Annotated in this window: 21 protein-coding genes and 4 tRNA genes; 11 read left to right on the top strand and 14 right to left on the bottom strand. The window is 63.5% G+C overall.

Annotation, left to right across the window (positions count from 1 at the left end; all coding sequences use genetic code 11):
• Positions 1-33 precede the first annotated feature (33 nt).
• Genes QQK16_RS02035 through fdhD form a run of 6 tightly spaced genes read left to right on the top strand, consistent with a single transcriptional unit; the run spans position 34 to position 5,622 of the window.
• Positions 34-270 carry a PepSY domain-containing protein gene (locus QQK16_RS02035; RefSeq protein WP_284194752.1) on the top strand — a complete coding sequence of 79 codons (237 nt, stop codon included), beginning with the start codon at positions 34-36 and terminating at the stop codon, positions 268-270.
• Between the two features lie 7 nt (positions 271-277).
• Positions 278-949 (top strand): response regulator transcription factor, encoded by a 672-nt coding sequence (locus QQK16_RS02030; protein WP_284194751.1) that lies wholly within the window; start codon positions 278-280, stop codon positions 947-949.
• Positions 946-2,307, top strand: coding sequence for an ATP-binding protein (locus QQK16_RS02025; protein WP_284194750.1), 1,362 nt, complete (start codon positions 946-948; stop codon positions 2,305-2,307). Before QQK16_RS02030 ends, QQK16_RS02025 begins: the two co-directional genes overlap by 4 nt.
• 47 nt (positions 2,308-2,354) lie before the next feature.
• Positions 2,355-4,601 (top strand): FdhF/YdeP family oxidoreductase, encoded by a 2,247-nt coding sequence (locus QQK16_RS02020; protein WP_284194749.1) that lies wholly within the window; start codon positions 2,355-2,357, stop codon positions 4,599-4,601.
• On the top strand, positions 4,601-4,840 hold the full coding sequence (locus tag QQK16_RS02015) for a hypothetical protein (protein ID WP_284194748.1): 240 nt from the start codon (positions 4,601-4,603) through the stop codon (positions 4,838-4,840). The genes QQK16_RS02020 and QQK16_RS02015 overlap by 1 nt, the downstream gene beginning before the upstream one ends.
• On the top strand, positions 4,828-5,622 hold the full coding sequence (gene fdhD / locus QQK16_RS02010; protein ID WP_284194747.1) for a formate dehydrogenase accessory sulfurtransferase FdhD: 795 nt from the start codon (positions 4,828-4,830) through the stop codon (positions 5,620-5,622). Before QQK16_RS02015 ends, fdhD begins: the two co-directional genes overlap by 13 nt.
• Before the next feature lie 6 nt (positions 5,623-5,628).
• Here the strand turns inward: fdhD and QQK16_RS02005 are convergent, their stop codons facing one another.
• A complete protein-coding gene (locus QQK16_RS02005) occupies positions 5,629-6,528 on the bottom strand; it encodes a DMT family transporter (protein ID WP_284194746.1) in 900 nt (299 codons plus the stop codon).
• 90 nt (positions 6,529-6,618) lie between these two features.
• On the opposite strand from QQK16_RS02005, the gene QQK16_RS02000 reads away from it, so the two are divergent.
• Entirely contained in the window at positions 6,619-7,404 is a 786-nt protein-coding gene (locus tag QQK16_RS02000) for an AraC family transcriptional regulator (RefSeq protein ID WP_284194745.1), read from the top strand.
• Between the two features lie 152 nt (positions 7,405-7,556).
• Here QQK16_RS02000 and QQK16_RS01995 read toward each other — a convergent pair whose 3' ends face one another.
• The 7 genes from QQK16_RS01995 to QQK16_RS01965 all read right to left on the bottom strand — a co-directional run bounded on the left by QQK16_RS01995 (position 7,557) and on the right by QQK16_RS01965 (position 10,228).
• Positions 7,557-7,877: a hypothetical protein gene (locus QQK16_RS01995; RefSeq protein WP_284194744.1), complete on the bottom strand. Its 321-nt coding sequence runs from the start codon at positions 7,875-7,877 to the stop codon at positions 7,557-7,559.
• Positions 7,878-7,949: 72 nt separating this feature from the next.
• On the bottom strand, positions 7,950-8,723 hold the full coding sequence (locus tag QQK16_RS01990; RefSeq protein WP_284194743.1) for a fumarylacetoacetate hydrolase family protein: 774 nt from the start codon (positions 8,721-8,723) through the stop codon (positions 7,950-7,952).
• 130 nt (positions 8,724-8,853) lie between these two features.
• Positions 8,854-8,929: transfer RNA gene (locus tag QQK16_RS01985), tRNA-Glu, on the bottom strand.
• A gap of 43 nt (positions 8,930-8,972) precedes the next feature.
• A tRNA-Ala gene (locus tag QQK16_RS01980) sits at positions 8,973-9,048 on the bottom strand.
• Positions 9,049-9,154: 106 nt separating this feature from the next.
• Positions 9,155-9,230, bottom strand: a tRNA-Glu gene (locus tag QQK16_RS01975).
• 43 nt (positions 9,231-9,273) lie between these two features.
• Positions 9,274-9,349, bottom strand: a tRNA-Ala gene (locus tag QQK16_RS01970).
• A gap of 87 nt (positions 9,350-9,436) precedes the next feature.
• The gene (locus QQK16_RS01965; RefSeq protein WP_284194742.1) at positions 9,437-10,228 is read right to left on the bottom strand and encodes an outer membrane protein assembly factor BamD; all 792 of its coding nucleotides are present in this window, start codon (positions 10,226-10,228) and stop codon (positions 9,437-9,439) included.
• Between QQK16_RS01965 and rluD the strand changes: the two genes are divergently transcribed.
• From rluD to QQK16_RS01950, 3 genes are read left to right on the top strand one after another with little or no spacing between them, the layout of a single operon-like run.
• Positions 10,227-11,204, top strand: coding sequence for a 23S rRNA pseudouridine(1911/1915/1917) synthase RluD (gene rluD / locus QQK16_RS01960; protein ID WP_284194741.1), 978 nt, complete (start codon positions 10,227-10,229; stop codon positions 11,202-11,204). The two genes, QQK16_RS01965 and rluD, sit on opposite strands and share 2 nt — an antisense overlap.
• On the top strand, positions 11,201-11,944 hold the full coding sequence (gene pgeF / locus QQK16_RS01955) for a peptidoglycan editing factor PgeF (RefSeq protein ID WP_284194740.1): 744 nt from the start codon (positions 11,201-11,203) through the stop codon (positions 11,942-11,944). Before rluD ends, pgeF begins: the two co-directional genes overlap by 4 nt.
• The gene (locus QQK16_RS01950) at positions 11,941-12,549 is read left to right on the top strand and encodes a GNAT family N-acetyltransferase (protein WP_284194739.1); all 609 of its coding nucleotides are present in this window, start codon (positions 11,941-11,943) and stop codon (positions 12,547-12,549) included. Before pgeF ends, QQK16_RS01950 begins: the two co-directional genes overlap by 4 nt.
• Before the next feature lie 143 nt (positions 12,550-12,692).
• Here the strand turns inward: QQK16_RS01950 and QQK16_RS01945 are convergent, their stop codons facing one another.
• From QQK16_RS01945 to QQK16_RS01920, 6 genes are all read right to left on the bottom strand, one after another.
• Positions 12,693-13,004 carry a zf-TFIIB domain-containing protein gene (locus QQK16_RS01945; protein ID WP_284194738.1) on the bottom strand — a complete coding sequence of 104 codons (312 nt, stop codon included), beginning with the start codon at positions 13,002-13,004 and terminating at the stop codon, positions 12,693-12,695.
• A gap of 137 nt (positions 13,005-13,141) precedes the next feature.
• Positions 13,142-14,041 carry a metal ABC transporter substrate-binding protein gene (locus QQK16_RS01940; RefSeq protein WP_284194737.1) on the bottom strand — a complete coding sequence of 300 codons (900 nt, stop codon included), beginning with the start codon at positions 14,039-14,041 and terminating at the stop codon, positions 13,142-13,144.
• Between the two features lie 24 nt (positions 14,042-14,065).
• Positions 14,066-14,938 (bottom strand): metal ABC transporter permease, encoded by an 873-nt coding sequence (locus QQK16_RS01935; RefSeq protein ID WP_284194736.1) that lies wholly within the window; start codon positions 14,936-14,938, stop codon positions 14,066-14,068.
• 8 nt (positions 14,939-14,946) lie between these two features.
• Positions 14,947-15,780: a zinc ABC transporter ATP-binding protein AztA gene (gene aztA / locus QQK16_RS01930; protein WP_284194735.1), complete on the bottom strand. Its 834-nt coding sequence runs from the start codon at positions 15,778-15,780 to the stop codon at positions 14,947-14,949.
• 109 nt (positions 15,781-15,889) lie between these two features.
• Positions 15,890-16,363 (bottom strand): Fur family transcriptional regulator, encoded by a 474-nt coding sequence (locus QQK16_RS01925; RefSeq protein ID WP_284194734.1) that lies wholly within the window; start codon positions 16,361-16,363, stop codon positions 15,890-15,892.
• Positions 16,364-16,439: 76 nt separating this feature from the next.
• Positions 16,440-16,667, bottom strand: a complete 228-nt coding sequence (locus tag QQK16_RS01920) for a hypothetical protein (RefSeq protein WP_284194733.1) — start codon at positions 16,665-16,667, stop codon at positions 16,440-16,442.
• 153 nt (positions 16,668-16,820) lie between these two features.
• Here QQK16_RS01920 and QQK16_RS01915 point away from each other — a divergent pair, with 153 nt between their 5' ends.
• Positions 16,821-17,846: an NAD(P)H-dependent flavin oxidoreductase gene (locus QQK16_RS01915; RefSeq protein ID WP_284194732.1), complete on the top strand. Its 1,026-nt coding sequence runs from the start codon at positions 16,821-16,823 to the stop codon at positions 17,844-17,846.
• Positions 17,847-18,159 lie beyond the last annotated feature (313 nt).

Below are 18,159 nucleotides of genomic sequence, written 5' to 3'. Positions count from 1 at the left end.
ACAATATCGGGAACCACCCTGACAGGACACGCCATGATGAAACCCTATGCCTTGCTGTGCAGCCTGCTGCTAGCCTTCTCCCTGCCCGCCTGGGCTGATGTCAGCCGTGACGACGCCGCTGCCGCCGCGCAGCGCCAGAGCGGCGGCCGGGTCTTGTCGGTCGAGAAGGGCGAGCGTGAGGGCAAGGCTGCTTGGCGCGTCAAGGTGGTGACGGCGCAAGGCGAAGTGAAGATCATCTATATCGACGTGGCCAGCGGCCGCACTTTGTGAGCAGACCATGCGCCTGTTGTTGATTGAAGACGAGACTGCCCTGCGGCAGAGCCTGAAGAAGCAGCTGGAAGCGGATGGCTACCGGGTGGATGAGGCGGCCGATGGCGAGGACGGTTTGTTCCAGGCCAGTGAGTACCCTATCGACTTGGCCATCGTCGACCTGGGCCTGCCACGCATGAATGGCCTGACTGTGGTAGAGAAGCTGCGTGCTGGTGGCAGCACCTTGCCCATCCTGATACTGACGGCTCGTGGCAGTTGGCAGGACAAGGTAAAGGGGCTGGAGGCCGGTGCCGACGATTACCTGGTCAAGCCCTTTGAATACCCCGAACTGGCGGCGCGGGTGAAGGCCCTGCTGCGCCGTGCCCTGAAGGCGACCTCGGATGTGCTGACCATAGGCCCGCTGTCGCTGGATTTCTCGGCCCAGCAGGCCAGCCTGGGTGACACGCCCATCGAGCTGACCACCTTTGAATACCGCGTGCTGGAACTGCTGGTGCGTGAGCGGGCGCGGGTGGTGAGCAAGCAGGAGCTGTCCGATTATCTCTACCCGCATGATGAAGACCGCGACAGCAATGTGCTGGAGGTGCTGATAGGCCGTCTGCGCCGCAAGCTGGACCCGGACGGCAGCCTGGCACCGATAGAGACCTTGCGCGGACGTGGTTACCGCTTCGTCCTGGCATGACGACAGACCTGGCGGCGCCACCCGCTGTCCGTCCGGCGGGCTCCATACGCACCCGCTTGATACTGGGGGCTGCCGTGGTGCTGGTGGCTTTTCTGGTTGGTGCTGGCTGGGCGCTGGAGCGGGCACACGCCGACAGCGTGCGATTGGCCCGCTATGACAGGCTGCAATCGACCATCTACCTGTTGCTGGCCCGTGCCGAGCTGGACCCCGATGGCGGCCTGATCATGCCTTATTCGCTGCCAGAGCCGCGCCTGGCACTACCCTCGTCCGGCCTGTACGCCAATATCTCCAACCCCAATCACCGCGAAGAGTGGCAGTCGCCGTCCACCCTGGGGCTGTCGCCGCCTTTTCCGCGCAGGCTGGATGCGGGCGAGTGGCGCTATGAGGAGCTGGAGCGAGGCAACAAGACCTATCTGGCGGCAGCCTATGGCGTGAAGTGGTCCGAAGGGCCGCGCGCCATGCCGCTGACCTTCTCGGTGCTGGAAGACACCGTGGCATTCCGCCGCGAACTGGCTAGCTTCCGCCGTACCCTGTGGACCTGGCTGGGTGGTGCCGGCGTGCTGCTGCTGCTGGCGCAGACCCTGCTGCTGGGCTGGGGCCTGGCACCGCTGCGGCGGGTGGCCAGGGAGATACGCCGCGTTGAAACCGGTGAGCAGGCCAGGGTGGAGGGGCGTTACCCCGCCGAGATCGCTGGCCTGACCGGCAACCTGAACACCCTGATCGAACAGGAACGCGCCCGGCAGACCCGCTACAAGGATGCACTGGGTGATCTGGCCCATAGTCTCAAGACACCTTTGGCGGTATTGCGCGGCGCGCTGAACGAGCCGGCAGAGCTGGCGCAGACGGTGAGCCAGCAGGTGGCGCGCATGGACGGCATCGTCCAGCACCAGCTGGGACGTGCGGCCGCCAGCGGCGCGGCCCGGTTTGCGCCGCCGCTGCTGTTGCTGCCGGTATTCCAGCGGGTGGTGGATTCCCTGGCCAAGGTCTATGCCGACCGTCAGCTGCAATATGCCGTGGCATGCCCGGCCAAGCTCAGCTGGCGGCTGGATGAGGGCGATGCCTTCGAGGTGTTCGGCAATCTGCTGGACAATGCGGCCAAATGGGCCAAGGGGCGCGTGCGGGTGACAGCCGTGCAGCAGGGCAACAGGCTGACCGTACGTATAGAGGATGATGGCCCTGGCTTCAGCGATGCGGATGCGGCCTTGCAACGTGGCGTGCGGCTGGATGAGCAGGTGCCTGGCCATGGTATAGGCCTGACCGTGGTGGCGGACATCGTTGCCGCCCATGGTGGACAACTGATCTTGGCGCGCAGCGAGTGGGGTGGAGGACTGGTCGAGATCGTCTTGCAATCGACCTAGGTGGCCGCTGGCACCATAATCTGGCCAGTTATCCGTGGAAAACAGCCATGAAGCAGCGAATACGCCTGTACCAGCAACCGGCCGGCGGCTGGGGCGCCCTCAAGAGTTCCTTGCAGCATTTGCGCGAGCAGCAGGTGGCAGGCCTGGGCCTGCCTACGCTGTTGCGCACCAACCAGCCTGATGGCTTTGATTGTCCAGGCTGCGCCTGGCCGGACAAGCATCACCATTCCACCTTCGAATTCTGCGAAAACGGCGTCAAGGCGGTGGCGGCCGAGGCGACCAGCCGGCGGTTGACGGCAGGCTACATGAGCCAGCACAGTGTCAGCCGCCTGGCCGAGCTGGATGATTACAGCCTGGAAGCCTTGGGACGGTTGACCGAGCCCTTGCGCTACGATGCCGCCACCGATTGCTACCTGCCGGTGAGCTGGGATGCGGCCTTCGCCCTGATAGGCAGCCATCTGCAGGCACTGGCCAGCCCGCATGAGGCGGCCTTCTATACCTCGGGCCGTACCTCCAATGAGGCGGCATTCCTCTACCAACTGTTTGTGCGGGAGTTCGGTACCAACAACCTGCCGGATTGTTCCAATATGTGCCACGAGCCATCGGGCTTGGCCATGGGCGAGCAACTGGGCATAGGCAAGGGTACGGTTACGCTCGATGATTTCGAGCTGGCCGAGGCCATCTTCATCTTTGGCCAGAACCCCGGCACCAACCATCCCCGCATGCTGGAGACGCTACGGGATGCGGCTCGTCGGGGCTGTCGCATCGTGGTGTTCAACCCCCTGCGCGAACGGGGGCTGGAGCGATTTACCCATCCGCAGGACACATGGCAGATGTTGAGTGGTGGCAGTACCGAGATTGCCAGCGCCTACTACCCCCTGCGCATAGGGGGCGATCTGGCAGCCGTGAAAGGCATGCTCAAGGCGTTGCTGGAGCAAGGTTACGGTGACCAGGACTTTATCGCCGACCATACCAGCGGCCATGCCGAGCTGGTGCGCGATATTGCCGATACCACTTGGCCGGCACTGGTGGCGGAATCCGGCCTGAGCGAGCAGCAGCTGCGTGAGGCGGCCGCCATCTATGCCGGCAGCCGCGCCACCATCTGCACCTGGGGCATGGGAATTACCCAGCACAAGCATTCGGTGGCCACCATACAGATGATAGGCAACCTGCTGCTGCTGGGGGGGCATGTGGGGCGGCCAGGTGCGGGCGCCTGCCCGGTGCGCGGACATTCCAATGTGCAGGGCGACCGCACCATGGGTATCAACGAGAAGCCGGCAGCGGCATTTCTGGACAGGCTGGGGCAGGCCTTTGACTTTGCCCCGCCACGAGCTGCAGGCTACGACGTGGTGGGCAGCATAGAGGCCATGCTGGCCGGCAAGGTGAAAGTGTTCGTGGCGCTGGGGGGCAACTTTGCCGCCGCCACCCCGGATACGGCCTTGACCTGGCAGGCCCTGCGGCAATGCGGCTTGACCGTGCATATCACCACCAAGCTCAACCGCTCCCATCTGGTGCATGGCCGCGAGGCGCTGATACTGCCTTGCCTGGGCCGCACCGAGATTGATCTGCAGGCCAGCGGCCCGCAGGCGGTAACTGTGGAGGACTCCATGAGCATGGTGCATGCCTCGCAGGGCATGAACCCGCCCGCCAGCCCGCAGTTGCTGGCCGAGCCCATGATCGTGGCCCGTATGGCTGCGGCCACCCTGCCGCAGAGTAAGACTCCCTGGTTGTGGCTGGTGCAGGACTACAGTCGGATACGCGACAAGATTGCCAAAGTGGTCGAGGGCTTTGCCGATTTCAATCAGCGGGTGCAGCAGCCGGGTGGCTTTTACCTGGGCAACAGTGCCCGCGAGCAGCGCTGGCGCACCGAGGGTGGGCGGGCGCGATTCATGGTGCATGACTTGCCGGCGCGCCACGCAGAACCCACAGACGAGTCGCTGTTCACCTTGATGACAGTGCGGGCGCACGATCAGTACAACACCACCATCTACGGCCTGGATGATCGCTACCGGGGTGTCAGTGGGCATCGGCGGGTCTGCTTTATCAACCGTACCGATATGCAGCGCCTGCAGCTGCAAGCCGGGCAGTGGGTGGACATCACCTCGGTCTGGCGTGATGGTGAGCGGGTGGCCAAGCGTTTCCTGCTGGTGGAATACGATATTCCGGCTGGCTGCCTGGCCAGCTATTTTCCGGAAACCAATACCCTGCTGCCGTTAGGCAGCTATGCCGACCGTGCCCGTACGCCGACGGCCAAGTCCATCCGGGTGCGGCTGAGCCCGAGCGAGGCAGCCTGATGGCAGATGAAGAGGCGATGACGCTGGCCTTGTTGCAGCTGTTGCTGGAAGAGGACGGTCTATCCATCCACAAGGCCTGCAAGCGCCTGGGGCTGAGCCTGAGCGAACTCAAGCGCTTGTTGGCCGGCCTGGGCGACAACCCACAAATGCAGGGGCTGGATCTGGTGCGTAGCACCGAAGAGCGTGGCCGCTTGCGCCTGTGGCTGACAGACAAGGCGCGTGCGCTATGCCAGGCCTGAGCCACGGCTGGGGCGATGTCCAGGCGTTGCAGCTGAGAGGCGATGGCCGTGAGGTCGTGGCCGAACAACTGGCTGAGGAGGTGCCGGTAGCGCTGGTCTACAACGGCCTATCGCACGCGGTGATGATGGCCAGCCCGCTGGACCTGGCGGATTTTGCCCTGGGTTTCAGCCTGAGCGAGGGCATCGCCGACAAGCCGGCGGATATCCGTGCGGTGGAGATTGTGCCTGAGGCCGGCGGCCTGAGCCTGCAGATAGCCCTGGCCCAGGCCTGCTTCTGGCGCTTGAAAGCGCGGCGACGCCAGCTGACAGGCCGAACCGGCTGCGGCCTGTGTGGGGCGGAGGCGCTGGACACTGCCATCAGTCCGATTGCCCATGTGGGCGACGGTTTGCGCATGACGGCGGCCCAGTTGCATGCCGGCTTGCGGCAATTGGTTAGTCTACAGCCGTTAAACCGGCAGACCGGTGGTGTACATGCGGCAGCATTGCTGGATGCCAGCGGCGGTCTGCTGGTGCGCGAGGATGTAGGCCGCCATAACGCGCTCGACAAGCTGATAGGTGCAATGCACCGGCAGGCCCACCCTGGCGGGGCCGTGCTGCTGACGTCCCGGGCCTCTTATGAACTGGTACACAAGGCAGCCAGCGCCGGCTTGGAGCTGGTGGTGGCGATCTCAGCCCCCACCGCCATGGCGGTGCAACTGGCTGGGGAGGCGGGTATCACCCTGGTGGGATTTGCCCGTGAGGACAGGATGACGGTCTATACCCACCCTGAGCGCTTGCCTTGAGCGACGCTAAGTCGCCGTCTTGGTAGGCTGGGCGCTACCCCAGGGCGTCAGCCAGCGTTCGGCGATCAGTACCCCGCCCAGTATCAATATGCCGCCCAGCAGATGGTGCAGGGAAAGGGCCTCGTGCAGCGCCGCAGCGGCGATCAGGGCAGTGAAAAGTGGCAGCAGGTTGAAGAACAGGGCCGTGCGGCTGGGCCCCAGTCTCGCTACGCCGTGCATCCAGGCCAGGGCGGCCAGCATGGAGGCAAATACGGCGGCAAATATGATCATGGGGATATTGGTGGCGGTCAGCCCTGTCTTGGGCGAAGCCAGGTACAGCGGCAGCAGACCGACGATGGCGACCAGGATCTGGATATACAGCATCTGCAGCGGCGGCAGCTTGAGCTGCCATTTTTTCAGCAGCACGCTGTAGATGGCGTAGGCCAGGGTGGCGACCAGCATCATCGCGTCGCCTCGGCCTATGCCGTGCGATAGCAAGGTATCGGGCCGGCCATTGCTGATGACCAACAGCACGCCCAGCAGCGAGACCACGGCGCCCGCCAGCGCACCCAGGGTCAGTTGCTGGCCCAGCATGGCAATCGACAGTGCCAATGCCATCAGGGGCATCAGCGACAGGATGATGCCCATATTGGTGGCGGTGGTGAGGTGGGCAGCGTAGTAGGCCAGGCTCTGGTAGGTGGCCATGCCCAGTATGCCCAGCACCACCAGCTTGCCCAGGTGGGGGCGGATGGCGGGCCAGTTACGCAGGACGGGGCGCAGCATGAAGGGGGTGAACAGCAGGCCGGCCAGTAGCCAGCGGTAGAAACCGATCTCGGCTGGGTAGATGGCACCGGCGGCCAGCTTGTTGACGACAGTATTGCCGGCCCAGATCAGTACGGCCAGTAGTGGAAAAGCGTATTGCAGCATGGTGAGGCTCCTTCTATGCCGCCATTGTCGCCTTGTCTGTAAAGGTGGATATAATGAATTTAAGACAAGCCATTCAGCAGGACGGACGTAATGACCCGCCAGTATCTGCAGGTGCCGGATTTTGCTGAGTTGCCGGCACCGGTTTACTTTCGCCATGATGAGTTCGGCGCCGATACCCACTCCGCTCCCCATAGCCATGCCTGGGGCCAGCTCAACTATGTCGCCCACGGGGTGATGCAGCTGGAAATCGCCGGCCGCCGTTTTCTCTCGCCGCCCCAATACGCGGTCTGGATACCGCCAAATGCCCTGCATAGCTGCTACAACCGTTATGCCGTGGTCTATCGCTCGGTCTACTTGGCGCTGCCGCATTGCGTAGGCCTGCCCGAGCAGGCCTGTACCCTGGTGATCAGCCCCATACTGAAGGCGATACTGGCCGACTTTGCCGAACGCGATGTGAAAGTGCCGGTAGACGTTGCCGACCTGCGGCTGGCCCAGGTGCTGGTAGACCAGCTGGCGCTGGCGCGGTGCGAGGTGCGCTACCTGCCGTTTGCCGAAACGCCGGCACTGGCCGCCGTGCTGGATAGCCTGCAGGCCGATCCCGGCGACAACCGCTCATTGGCCGAATGGGCTCGCCAGGTGCATGCCACCGAGCGCACCCTGGCCCGGCATTGCCAGCGTGAATTGGGCATGAGCCTAGGCGAATGGCGCCAGCGATTGCGCTTTCTGCGGGCCATCGAGGCGCTGGAGGCGGGCCGCACCATACAGCAGATCGCGTTCGATCTTGGCTACAGCACAGCTTCGGCCTTTATCGCCATGTTCCAGCGCTTGGCGGGGACGACGCCGGAGCAGTATCGGCGGGGGTTTCAGCGGGGGTGATGGGTTGCTGTGTTGGTGCTTGGCTGGGGGTAATGCGCATCCGATCAAGCCTTATGCGGGTGATCGGTGGCATATGCAGCTGAGCCTATGATGGCTAGGCTCAGCGACGGATGATGGGTTAGAAGCGCTACGCCGGGTTTTGTTAGCGGCGCTTAGTCCGCGATTCCGTGGAGCGGCTGTTGCTTCCATCTTGCGTATGACAGCGCGGCAACCAGCTTGTGCAGCATGCTTCTCTCATCCGGATGCAGTTGCCCCGAGGTTAGCAATGGCAGCAGATGCGTCAGTGCTTGATCAACTTCTTCTGGTGAGAAGGATTGGTCTACAAAAAAAATGGAAATGCGGTGCAGAAAGAAGGAGTCCACTCGCGCTATGAGCCGCGATATCGCGGGAAGCTCGTTGAACTCGATGCTGCCCACGAAGGCCGATGCCCCCTTGTACTTGCTGCTCGTGCCTACGACGAGGTCGAATGCCATTGTTGGATCCTGATATTTGATAGGAGTGTTCGCAGCAGCAAGTAGGGCAATGGCTGGGGCGCCGCTGTAGGCCTAACCTGCATGGGCTGTGTGGAACGTGACGGACAGGCTACCCAGGTTGCCGTACTGGACGGTAATGGGCGTATCGAGGGGGACGGGCCAGGCGCCGGCATAGGCGCCGGTGATGATGGCCTCGCCGGCCTTCAGGCTCTGCCCGCGGCTGCGCAGCCACTCTACCAGCCAATATAGTGGCGCCAAGGGGGCGCCAGCAGGGTGCTGGCCGGCATGGGCTTGTGGTGTGGCGTCGCCTATCTGTAGTTGCAGGGCCAGGGTGCTGGCCTGATAGGCGCTTGCCAGAGGCAGGGCGGGGCCGAGCAGCAGGCCTTGATTGAACAGGCCGTCGGCCAGTTGGTCCAAATAGCTGGCGCCGCTGTCGGCGGTGTAGCGGGTGCCTATCAGTTCCAGTGCCAGGTGGGCGCTGCCGATGGCAGCGTCGATTTCGGCTGGGCTATAGGGCTGGCTGCGGGCGGGTAGATCGGTGGCCAGTATGAAGGCCAGTTCGGCTTCTATCTTGAGTTGGCCTTGCTGTGACCAGACGGGGCAGGGGGATGCCTGGTGCCGGCTGCTGCCCAGGATGGGCGCGACCACCAGTTTGTGCTCGCTGGGCATGCCGCATTTCCAGCCGCCTATGGTGTCGCCCAGCTCGGCAACCACGCCTGCCTGGATGGCGAGAGCGGTGTTGATGTCGCTTGGGCGGCAGGATGCCGGCAGCACGCTGCCTTGGTGGCCGTGGCGACGGCGTTGTGCCAGCAGTTGTATGGCTGTACGTAGTGAGGGTTGCGGCATGCAGGGCTCCGTTGCGGCTATCGTGTGCGTGGGAGGATAGCCTGTCGTTAAGGCGCCAGGGTAAGCATGCCGGATAGCGGCAGCAGAAAAAGCAAAAGGACATCCGAAGATGTCCTTTTGCTTGCCGTAGTGGCGTCCCCACGGGGATTCGAACCCCGGTAGTCACCGTGAAAGGGTGGTGTCCTAGGCCTCTAGACGATGGGGACTATGGCCGTTCGATCTGCCGGCGAACCGGCACATCGTATTTCTTGGTGGAGGTAAACGGGATCGAACCGATGACCTCTTGCATGCCATGCAAGCGCTCTCCCAGCTGAGCTATACCCCCAAGTTACTGCTTTATACTGCATGCAACGCTGGCGTTGCGATCAAAAAGAACCTGGTGGATCAATCTGATCATGCCAACCTGGCTAACTAACGCCAAGCTGTTTAGCTGGCGTCCCCACGGGGATTCGAACCCCGGTAGTCACCGTGAAAGGGTGGTGTCCTAGGCCTCTAGACGATGGGGACTTTGGCCGTTTGATCTGCTGGCGAACCAGCACATCGTATTCTTTGGTGGAGGTAAACGGGATCGAACCGATGACCTCTTGCATGCCATGCAAGCGCTCTCCCAGCTGAGCTATACCCCCACTTCGGGCTTCGCTACGGTGTTGCCTGCAGCGAAGAGACGCGCATATTAAGGAGGTTCTTCCGACTTGTAAACCCCCTTTGTGAAATTACCAGAATTTCCACCAGGGTGTTTCGCCAAAAATCTGGCTTTCGGCCACTTTGCTGTTGGGGTAGTTCTTGGCCAGCACACGGCGGGCATCGTCGCGCAGCTCGGTCTGGCCCAGCTTGTCGTAGGCGGCTGCCAGCATGACCAAGGCTGTTTCGACCCGGTCGGTATTGGCATAGTTCTCGATGACGAACTTGGCGCGATTGGCGGCTGCCAGGTAGCCACCACGATTGTAGTAATAGGTAGCGACTGAGAGGTCATGGTCGGCGAGGGCGGTGACGAGGAAAGCCATGCGGTCCTGTGCGTCGGCCACATAGCGGCTTTCGGGGAAGCGGGTAACCAGGTCGCGGAAGGCCTCGAAGGACTCCTTGGCGGCCTTGGGGTCGCGCTCGGCCATGTTCTGTTGCGAGATGGAGGCAAACAGGCTGCGGTCTTCAATGAAGTTGACCAGGCCCTTCAGGTAGAGGGCGTAGTCCACACTGGGATTGGCCGGGTATTGCTTGAGGAAGCGATCTATCGCGGCCAGGGCCAGCTCGGGTTCCTGATCCTTGAAGTTGGCGTAGGCGATTTCCAGGCTGGCCTGCTGGGCATAGCGGCCATAGGGGTAGCGAGCCTGCAGGCTCTCGAACAATTGAACCGCACGCGTGTAGTTGCCAGCCGTCAGTTCGGTCTTGGCCTCGCTGTACATGGCCTCTGCGGTGGGGCCGCTGTTTTCGGCGTCCGGCTTCTTGCCGAGCGAGCCACAGGCGGTCAGCAGAAAGGCTGCTGCGAGTAAAGGTAGAATGCGCTTCATGGAACACTCCGATATCGAAGCCGACGATTATAACGATTCGGCAGAAAGCATACGTCTTACTGTGCCGAAAGATGCGGCCGGTGGTCGCCTGGATGCCGTGCTGGCCAAACTGCTGCCTGATTACTCACGCAGCCGGCTGGCCCGCTGGATAGACGACGGCAGCATACTGCTGGATGGCAAGGGCGCTACCCCAAAGACCAAGCTGTGGGGCGGCGAAGCAGTGGTGCTGACGCTGGATACGGACCCTCAGGAGTCCGCATTCCAGCCCGAGCCGCTGGACTTCCCCGTGGTCTACGAGGATGCCGCGCTCGTGGTCATCGACAAGCCAGCGGGCCTGGTGGTTCACCCGGCTGCCGGAAATTGGTCTGGCACATTGCTCAATGGCCTGTTGCACCGCTATCCCGAGTTGGCCGGCGTGCCGCGAGCCGGCATTGTGCACCGTCTGGATAAAGATACCAGCGGCTTGATGGTGGTGGCCCGCACGCTGAAGGCGCAGACCGAGCTTGTGCGACAGTTGCAGGCACGTACCGTCAAGCGGCACTACCTGGCCATCGCCCAGGGTGTACTACCCCGTGATGGTACGGTGGATGCCCCCATAGGCCGTGATCCGCGCAACCGCCTGAAGATGGCAGTGGTGGGCAATGGCAAGCCGGCGTTGACGCATTACAGCGTGCTGGAGCGCTACGCCCGCCATACCCTGGTGGAGTGCCGGCTGGAGACAGGCCGCACCCATCAGATACGGGTACATATGGCGCATCTGCATCACCCGCTGGCGGCCGACCCGGTCTACGGCGGCAAGCCGGGCAGCCAGCCGCCGGCCGTGGCGGCCGCACTGGCTGCGCTGAACAGGCAGGCACTGCATGCGGCGCGTTTGTCGCTGGTCCACCCGGAGACCGGCAGCAGCCCGGTGTGGGAGAGCCCGCTGCCCGATGATATGCAACAACTGATACAACAACTACGTGAGCACAGCGCATGAGTGACTGGATACGCCACGCAATGACGCCGGACTGGCCGGGCCCGCCGGGGGTACACGCCTTGGTCACCACGCGCCGGGGTGGCGTGAGCCTGCCGCCATACGATAGCTTCAATCTGGGCGACCATGTTGCCGACGCCCCTGCGGCCGTGGCAGCCAACCGCGCCCTGCTGCGCACCGCTTTGCCGGCCGAGCCCACCTGGCTGAACCAGGTGCACGGCACGGTAGTGGTGGAGGCGGGCCTTGCTGCCACGCCGGCGCCACAGGCCGATGCCTCGGTGGCATTTGGTGTTGGCGCCGTGTGCCTGGTCATGACGGCCGATTGCCTGCCGGTGCTATTCGCCCGCGAGGATGGCTCGGCGGTCGGAGCGGCCCATGCCGGTTGGCGCGGCCTGCATGATGGCGTGCTGGAAGCGACCATTGCCCGCCTGGGCGAACCGGCTCGTTTGCTGGCCTGGCTGGGGCCGGCGATCGGGCCGGATGCCTTCGAGGTAGGGGATGAGGTGAGGCTAGCCTTTGTGGAGCACGACCCGGCGGCGGCGACGGCCTTCCGCACTGGCGTGGCGCCCGGCAAGTGGTGGGCCGATATCTATACCCTGGCCCGGCAGCGACTGGCTGCGGCAGGGGTCAGCCGAGTCTACGGTGGCGGTCTGTGTACGGTGGCCGATGCGCAGCGTTTTTTTTCCTATCGCCGCGACAGGGTGACGGGCCGCATGGCATCAATGATTTGGATGGCGCCGTGAGCGGGGTGCCGCTGGTGGACGGCGCGTTGTGCCTGGTGTGGCCAGCGCGGGCGTATCTGCCGGGCTATATGGCTGCGCTGGCGCAAGGCTGGTCGCCCAACAACGTGCCGGGCTCGAGTACCGGCGATACCCTGGGGCAGATAGAACAAGACCCCGACGCCTACCTGGCCCGCATGGTGGACAGAGCGGCCCAGGGGCCGGCCATTACCCTGCCGGATGGCTCGGTGGTGGCGCGCTTGCCTGGATACCGGATGTGGCTGTGGGATGGCGAATTCTGCGGGGTGATGGATTTTCGCTGGCAACCGGGCACAGCCAGCCTGCCGGCCCATGTGCTGGGCCATGTGGGGTATGCGGTGATACCGGCCAAACGCGGCAAGGGCTATGCCACGCGGGGCCTGCGGCTGTTCTTGCGAGAGCTGGCCTGCGAGGGCTTGCCCTATGTGGAGCTGACCACCGACCCGGACAATGTCGCATCGCAGAAGGTCATCACCCGCAACGGTGGCGTGCTGCTGGAGCGATTCCGCAAGCCGGCACAGTATGGCGAGGCGGAGGGCCTGCGTTATCGCATTGCCTTACCGCCTGGTCAGGGTGTGGTGGGGCAATAAGCGATCGCGTGCCGTGTGCGTGTGGAGAATGACATCAGGGAGCGAGCCCGCTGGCTCAGGCGACGCTGAAGCTCCGCGCCAGGGGTGACCTGGCGCATCGAGCGTTGACGATCCATCAATGACGTGAGCTCAGGCGCGGCCGCTCAGTCGAACAGTTCTTCCAGGAAGCTCTTCTTGCGATAGGGCTTCTGGCCATAGTGCTTGTTGCTATGGTACTTCTGCTCGTGGTAGTGCGGTTGCTGTTGCGGCGGATAGGGCTGCTGTTGCTGTGGATAGGGTTGCTGTGCCGGTCTGGCCTGGGCAGGCGGCGCATCTGCTGCGCGGCTACGCTCCAGTATCTTGTCCAGTTCGCCACGATCCAGCCATACGCCTCGGCATTGCGGGCAGTAGTCGATCTCGACGCCAGCACGTTCGCTCATTACCAGCGCAGTTTCTCTGCAAACAGGGCATTGCATGTCCGGGTTCTTTCTCAGCGAGGAAATGCACTACAGACAACGACAGTGGTGGCTTGGTTCCGCAGTGCTTCATCATATGCCGGTGCGGGCTTGGCTGCTGCCATGGTCGGGCCAGCCGCCAGAGCCTGTCCGGGGCTTCAGTTCTGCTTCATGCCGGCCACCAGGGTGCTGACATTGTATTTCATCATGGCCAGATAGTTGGGGGCGGGGCCATCTGCCCGCGACAGGGCGTCGGAATACAGCCGGCCGCCCAAGCTGGCGCCAGCCTCGCGGCCTATCTGTTCCAGCAGCTTGGGGTTGCTGACGTTTTCCACAAAGATGGCCTTGATGCCTTCCTTGCGTGCCTGTTTGATCAGCATGCCGACGCCGCGTGCCGAGGCTTCGGCCTCGGTATTGACGCCCTGGGGCGAAAGGAACTGGATGCCGAAGCGGCGGCCCAGGTAGCCGAAGGCGTCATGCGAGGTGATGACACGGCGCTTGTTGGGAACAACGCTGGCGACCTGCTCGGCGGCCCACTTTTCCAGTTCGAACAGCTGTTCGGTGTAACTGTCTGCACGCTTGCGGTAGTAGCCGGCATTGGCGGGGTCGGCGCTGGCCAAACCATCGGCGATATTGCTGACATAGCGTCGCATGCGGGCCGGGTCTTGCCATGCGTGGGGGTCGATGCGGCCCTTGTCGTGGCCATGGTCATGCTGGTCGCTGCCCATTTTCTGGGTCACGATCTTCTCGGCAGCGGCCACCCGTATGCCTTGGTAGCGGCTGGCCTTGACCAGTCTATCCATCCAGCCCTCGAAACCCAGGCCGTTGACGACCAACAGCTTGGCGGCCACCAGTGTCTTGCCGTCCTGTGGGCTGGGCTGGTAGACGTGGGCATCACCATCAGGCCCTACCAGGGTGGTGACGCTGACTTTGTCGCCACCGACCTGCTGCACGATATCGCCCAGGATGCTGAACGAGGCTACCACCGGTAGTTTGTCGGCGTTGGCATGCAGGCTCAAGGCGGCCAGCATGGCATAGAGGCAGCGTAAGGGTTTCATGGGGTGGCTCCAGCGGTAGGTAGATCAGGCTTCCAGGTGCTCATGCCCGAGCCAGCGCCACAGCAGGCCGCCACGGCGGCCTAGCGCCAGTGAGCCAAAGTAGGCCAGGCCGGCGGTAAGGATGATGCTGGGCCCGGAAGGCAGGTCACCATGGTAGGAAATCAGCAGGCCGACATAGCCCGACACCAGGGCGATGCCCAGGGCCACGCACAGCATGGCGGGCAACTCCTTGGCCCACAGGCGGGCGCTGGCGGCGGGCAGCATCATCAGGCCTACGGCCATCAGGGTACCCAGGGCCTGGAAGCCGGCCACCAAGTTCAGCACCACCAGTATCAGGAAGGCAAAGTGCGCCCAGGCACCACGCCCGCCCATGCTCTGCAGGAACTCAGGGTCGAAGCTCTCCACCACCAGGGCGCGGTAGAACAGGGCCAGTACCACCAGGGTGGTGGTGGCAACGGCGGCAAGAAAGACCAGTGCGGCAGCGTCGACGGCCAGCACGGTGCCGAACAGGATGTGCATGAGATCGACGTTACTGCCCCACTTGGATACCAGCAACACCCCGCTGGCTAGCGAGACCAGATAGAAGGCGGCGAAATTGGCGTCCTCCTTGAGCTGGGTGGCGCGCGTCACCATGCCGGCGGCCAGCACGACCACCAGGCCGGCAATCAGGCCACCTATGCTCATGGCGGTGAGCGACAGGCCATAGGCGATAAAGGCAATGGCGGCACCGGGCAGGATGGCGTGGCTCATGGCATCACCCATCAGGCTCATGCGCCGCAGTACCAGGAACAGGCCTATGGGCGCGCAGCCCAGCGCCAGCGCCAGGCAGCCCACCAGGGCATGGCGCATGAAGGCAAAGTCGGCAAAGGGCTGCCAAAGGATTTCGTAAGGCGTCATGGCAGCAATCAGTGGCTATGCAGGGTGTGGTCGTGCGCGGGCGGTGTGGTTGGCGCGCCGGTATCGTCGCGATGGCACACCGGTGCATCGTCGTCCCAGTTTTGCGGCATGCCGTTGGCGCGCGCCAGGTTGGCCGGAGTGAGTACCTCGGTGGTTGGCCCCCAGGCTATGCATTCCTTGGCCAGCAGCAGGGTCTGCGGAAAATGGCTGCGAACCTGCTCGTAGTCGTGCAGCACTGCCACCACGGTACGCCCTTCGCGGCGCCATCCGGCGATCACCGCCAGCAGGTCGGCGGTGGTCTTGGCGTCCAGCGCGGTAAATGGCTCATCCAGCAGGATCAGCTGGGCATCCTGCAGCAGCAGGCGGGCGAACAGCACCCGCTGGAACTGGCCGGCAGACAGCTCATCGACCGGACGCCCGCCAAAGCCGGCCATGCCCACCCGCTCCAGTGCGGCATCTGCCCGCTGCCGAGCGGACCGGCTGATGCGGCCAAACCAGCCGGAGTTGCGCCAATCGCCCAGCAGGACGGCATCCTGCACCGAGAGCGGAAAGTCCCTGTCTATGGCGGCCTGCTGCGGTAGATAGGCAATCTCGCGTGGGGCTAGGCCATGGCGTTCCACCTTGCCGTGGTTGGGCTTCATCAAGCCCATCATGGCCTTGAGCAAGGTGCTCTTGCCGGCACCATTGGGGCCGACGATGGCTGTCAGCTCGCCTTGGGCAAAGCTGCCGGATACATGGTGCACGACCGGGTGGCGGTGGTAGGTCAGTGTCAGATTGCTGAGCCGGATGGCGCCGGCTGGGTGGTGGGCGTGATCATGCCGGTGATCGTGGTGGTGGCTCATGCCTGCCCCCCAGTAGCCCACCAGACGGCTGCCCACAGCAGCACTACCGCAGGCATCACCAGCAGCACGCGCTGCCAGGCTGACAGCGCAATCATTCGGCTGGCGCGCTTCATGCTGCCCCCTTGGTGTCGCCATCGCGGCAGTTGCGGCAGAGGCCACGCACTTCTATGTCCTGGGCGGCCACACTAAAGCCGTGGCCGGCGGCGTCTTCTGCCAGCCGGGCCGCCAGGCGCTCGTCGCTTAGCTCGGTCACCTTGTGGCAGCGATCGCAGATCAGCATCAGGCCGTGGTGCGGGTGCTCAAAATCGCAGCAGGCGACGAAGGCGTTCTTGGATTCCAGCTTGTGCGCCAGACCGGCAGTCACCAGAAAATCTAGCGCGCGGTAAACCGTGGGCGGTGCGGCCGTGGGGCGCTGCTTCTGTATCTCGGCCAGCAGGTCGTAGGCTTTCATCGAACCCTGTGCCGACAGCAGCAAGGCCAGCACCTCTCGACGCTGGTCGGTCAGCTTCTCGCCGCGCTTGGCGCACCACTGTGCGGCGGCGAGCAGGTCGTGCTCAAGATCATGGGTATGCGCATGCTTCATGCATTAGATGTTATAACATAACGTCTTTGGCGGCAAGGCAAGGCAAGGCAAGGCAGGGCAGGGCCGCCGCCCGGGCTCAGGGCTCGCTGTTGGCTGGTGGGGCGGCTGCCTGGGCTTCTGCCTGCTCTTGCAGCAGTGCACGGTGATTGATGCGTTTGCGCCGCAATATGGTCAGCCACAGCCAAGTGGGCAGCAGGCCAGCGAACAGGAGGGTGAAGATGCCAGAGGCAAAGTGGCCGCTGGCCAGCGCGACAACGCCGACGATGCCGACGACGTAGAGGTAGCCGATAACGACGATAAGCATGGGGAAATCCTTGCTGGCCGGGCGGGTAAACCGCGATTGTGGCGATGACAGTCAGCTTGCACTATTGCTGCGTAAACAAGTGTTTACAAAACCAAGCAAGCGCTTGTTTAAAACGATAGAATCGACCCACATTGTCCCCTGAGCAAGGCTGCCATGCAAACCCGCATTACCCGACTTTTCGGCATAGACAAACCGCTGATCTGCCCCGGCATGAGCTATATCGCCGTACCCGAGCTGGTTGCCGCAGTGGGCAACGCGGGCGGCCTGGGCATTCTGGCGACAGGGCCGCTCAGTGCGGAGGAGACGCGTGCTGCCATACGGCGGATACGGGCGCTCAGCGACAAGCCATTTGGGGTGGGCGTCACCCTGCTGATGCCGGGCGCCGCCGACAATGCCAGGGTGGCGCTGGAAGAGAAAGTGCCGGTGATCAATTTCTCGCTGGGCAAGGGCGACTGGATAGTGGAAGGCGCCCGCCGCTACGGTGGCAAGGTGGTGGCGACCGTGACGACAGAGAAGCATGCCCGCGCCGCCGAGAAGATAGGGGTGGATGCCCTGCTGGTGACCGGGCATGAAGCGGCAGCACATGGCGGTGCCGTGACCTCGTTGACCCTGATACCGGCCATACGCGATGCGGTGAAGCTGCCCATTATTGCTGCCGGCGGTTTTGCCGATGGGCGTGGCCTATTGGCGGCAATGGCGCTGGGGGCAGATGCAGTAGCCATGGGCACCCGTCTGGCAGCAACGCGCGAAAGCCCGGTACATGCAGCCACCAAGGGCATGATTGTTGCCAAGGCAGTAAACGACACGATCTATAGTGCCAAATTCGATGGCATACCCTGCCGCATGATGGACACCCCCACGGCCCGCCGCAAGGCCAGCCGCGCGCTGACCATTTTTGAGGCTGTGCCACGCGCCATGCTGGCAGCCAGGCGTATGGGCATGTCGGCCAGCAAGGTGCTGGCAGGAGCGTTTGCCCAGCCTGCCGCCATCAAGCAGTTGGCCCAGTTTGGCGCGGCGACCGAGTCCATCCGCCTGGCCATCGAGGAGGGCGACCACAATCAGGGCGTGCAACTGATAGGCCAGGCCCAGGGGTTGGTGCGCGATGTGCCTGCCGTGGCGGACCTGTTCGAGCGCATCCTGCGTGAAGCTCGTGGTGTAAGGACGGGCTTGCCAGACTGAGCATCAGCGCTGTTGGCGAGCCGGGCTCGCACTACATACTGAGGTAAGGGGCAAAGCTAGCAGCGCTGGAAGAAGGCAGGGGCATCCTGATTGAACGCCCAGCTATCCGGTGTTGCCTCCCTATGGACTGCTCGGCCAGCGTCCTTGCGACTGCTTTGAATAAGGCTTTGACGCTACACCAGGCCTTAGAGCGTGAACAGGCTCTTCAACAAAACACGCTACTTTTGCAGATAGCTATTCACGTGACCGGTGCCAATCGGCGTGGGCGACCATGTGCGTCGGCGGACTACGCATCCTGGCGCCATGATAGTGG

The organism is Chitinimonas prasina (assembly GCF_030160395.1).
GTDB classification, from domain to species: domain Bacteria; phylum Pseudomonadota; class Gammaproteobacteria; order Burkholderiales; family Chitinimonadaceae; genus Chitinimonas; species Chitinimonas prasina.
Note: the sequence above shows the minus strand (reverse complement) of the source record. Positions and strands in the feature narration are given on the sequence as shown.

Bases quoted from the DNA above. Each gene is read 5' to 3' on its own strand.
- QQK16_RS02035 (WP_284194752.1), top strand. From the start codon at position 34: ATGATGAAACCCTATGCCTTGCTGTGCAGCCTGCTGCTAGCCTTCTCC.
- QQK16_RS02030 (WP_284194751.1), top strand. From the start codon at position 278: ATGCGCCTGTTGTTGATTGAAGACGAGACTGCCCTGCGGCAGAGCCTG.
- QQK16_RS02025 (WP_284194750.1), top strand. From the start codon at position 946: ATGACGACAGACCTGGCGGCGCCACCCGCTGTCCGTCCGGCGGGCTCC.
- QQK16_RS02020 (WP_284194749.1), top strand. From the start codon at position 2,355: ATGAAGCAGCGAATACGCCTGTACCAGCAACCGGCCGGCGGCTGGGGC.
- QQK16_RS02015 (WP_284194748.1), top strand. From the start codon at position 4,601: ATGGCAGATGAAGAGGCGATGACGCTGGCCTTGTTGCAGCTGTTGCTG.
- fdhD (WP_284194747.1), top strand. From the start codon at position 4,828: ATGCCAGGCCTGAGCCACGGCTGGGGCGATGTCCAGGCGTTGCAGCTG.
- QQK16_RS02005 (WP_284194746.1), bottom strand. From the start codon at position 6,528: ATGCTGCAATACGCTTTTCCACTACTGGCCGTACTGATCTGGGCCGGC.
- QQK16_RS02000 (WP_284194745.1), top strand. From the start codon at position 6,619: ATGACCCGCCAGTATCTGCAGGTGCCGGATTTTGCTGAGTTGCCGGCA.
- QQK16_RS01995 (WP_284194744.1), bottom strand. From the start codon at position 7,877: ATGGCATTCGACCTCGTCGTAGGCACGAGCAGCAAGTACAAGGGGGCA.
- QQK16_RS01990 (WP_284194743.1), bottom strand. From the start codon at position 8,723: ATGCCGCAACCCTCACTACGTACAGCCATACAACTGCTGGCACAACGC.
- rluD (WP_284194741.1), top strand. From the start codon at position 10,227: ATGGAACACTCCGATATCGAAGCCGACGATTATAACGATTCGGCAGAA.
- QQK16_RS01965 (WP_284194742.1), bottom strand. From the start codon at position 10,228: ATGAAGCGCATTCTACCTTTACTCGCAGCAGCCTTTCTGCTGACCGCC.
- pgeF (WP_284194740.1), top strand. From the start codon at position 11,201: ATGAGTGACTGGATACGCCACGCAATGACGCCGGACTGGCCGGGCCCG.
- QQK16_RS01945 (WP_284194738.1), bottom strand. From the start codon at position 13,004: ATGCAATGCCCTGTTTGCAGAGAAACTGCGCTGGTAATGAGCGAACGT.
- QQK16_RS01940 (WP_284194737.1), bottom strand. From the start codon at position 14,041: ATGAAACCCTTACGCTGCCTCTATGCCATGCTGGCCGCCTTGAGCCTG.
- QQK16_RS01935 (WP_284194736.1), bottom strand. From the start codon at position 14,938: ATGACGCCTTACGAAATCCTTTGGCAGCCCTTTGCCGACTTTGCCTTC.
- aztA (WP_284194735.1), bottom strand. From the start codon at position 15,780: ATGAGCCACCACCACGATCACCGGCATGATCACGCCCACCACCCAGCC.
- QQK16_RS01925 (WP_284194734.1), bottom strand. From the start codon at position 16,363: ATGAAGCATGCGCATACCCATGATCTTGAGCACGACCTGCTCGCCGCC.
- QQK16_RS01920 (WP_284194733.1), bottom strand. From the start codon at position 16,667: ATGCTTATCGTCGTTATCGGCTACCTCTACGTCGTCGGCATCGTCGGC.
- QQK16_RS01915 (WP_284194732.1), top strand. From the start codon at position 16,821: ATGCAAACCCGCATTACCCGACTTTTCGGCATAGACAAACCGCTGATC.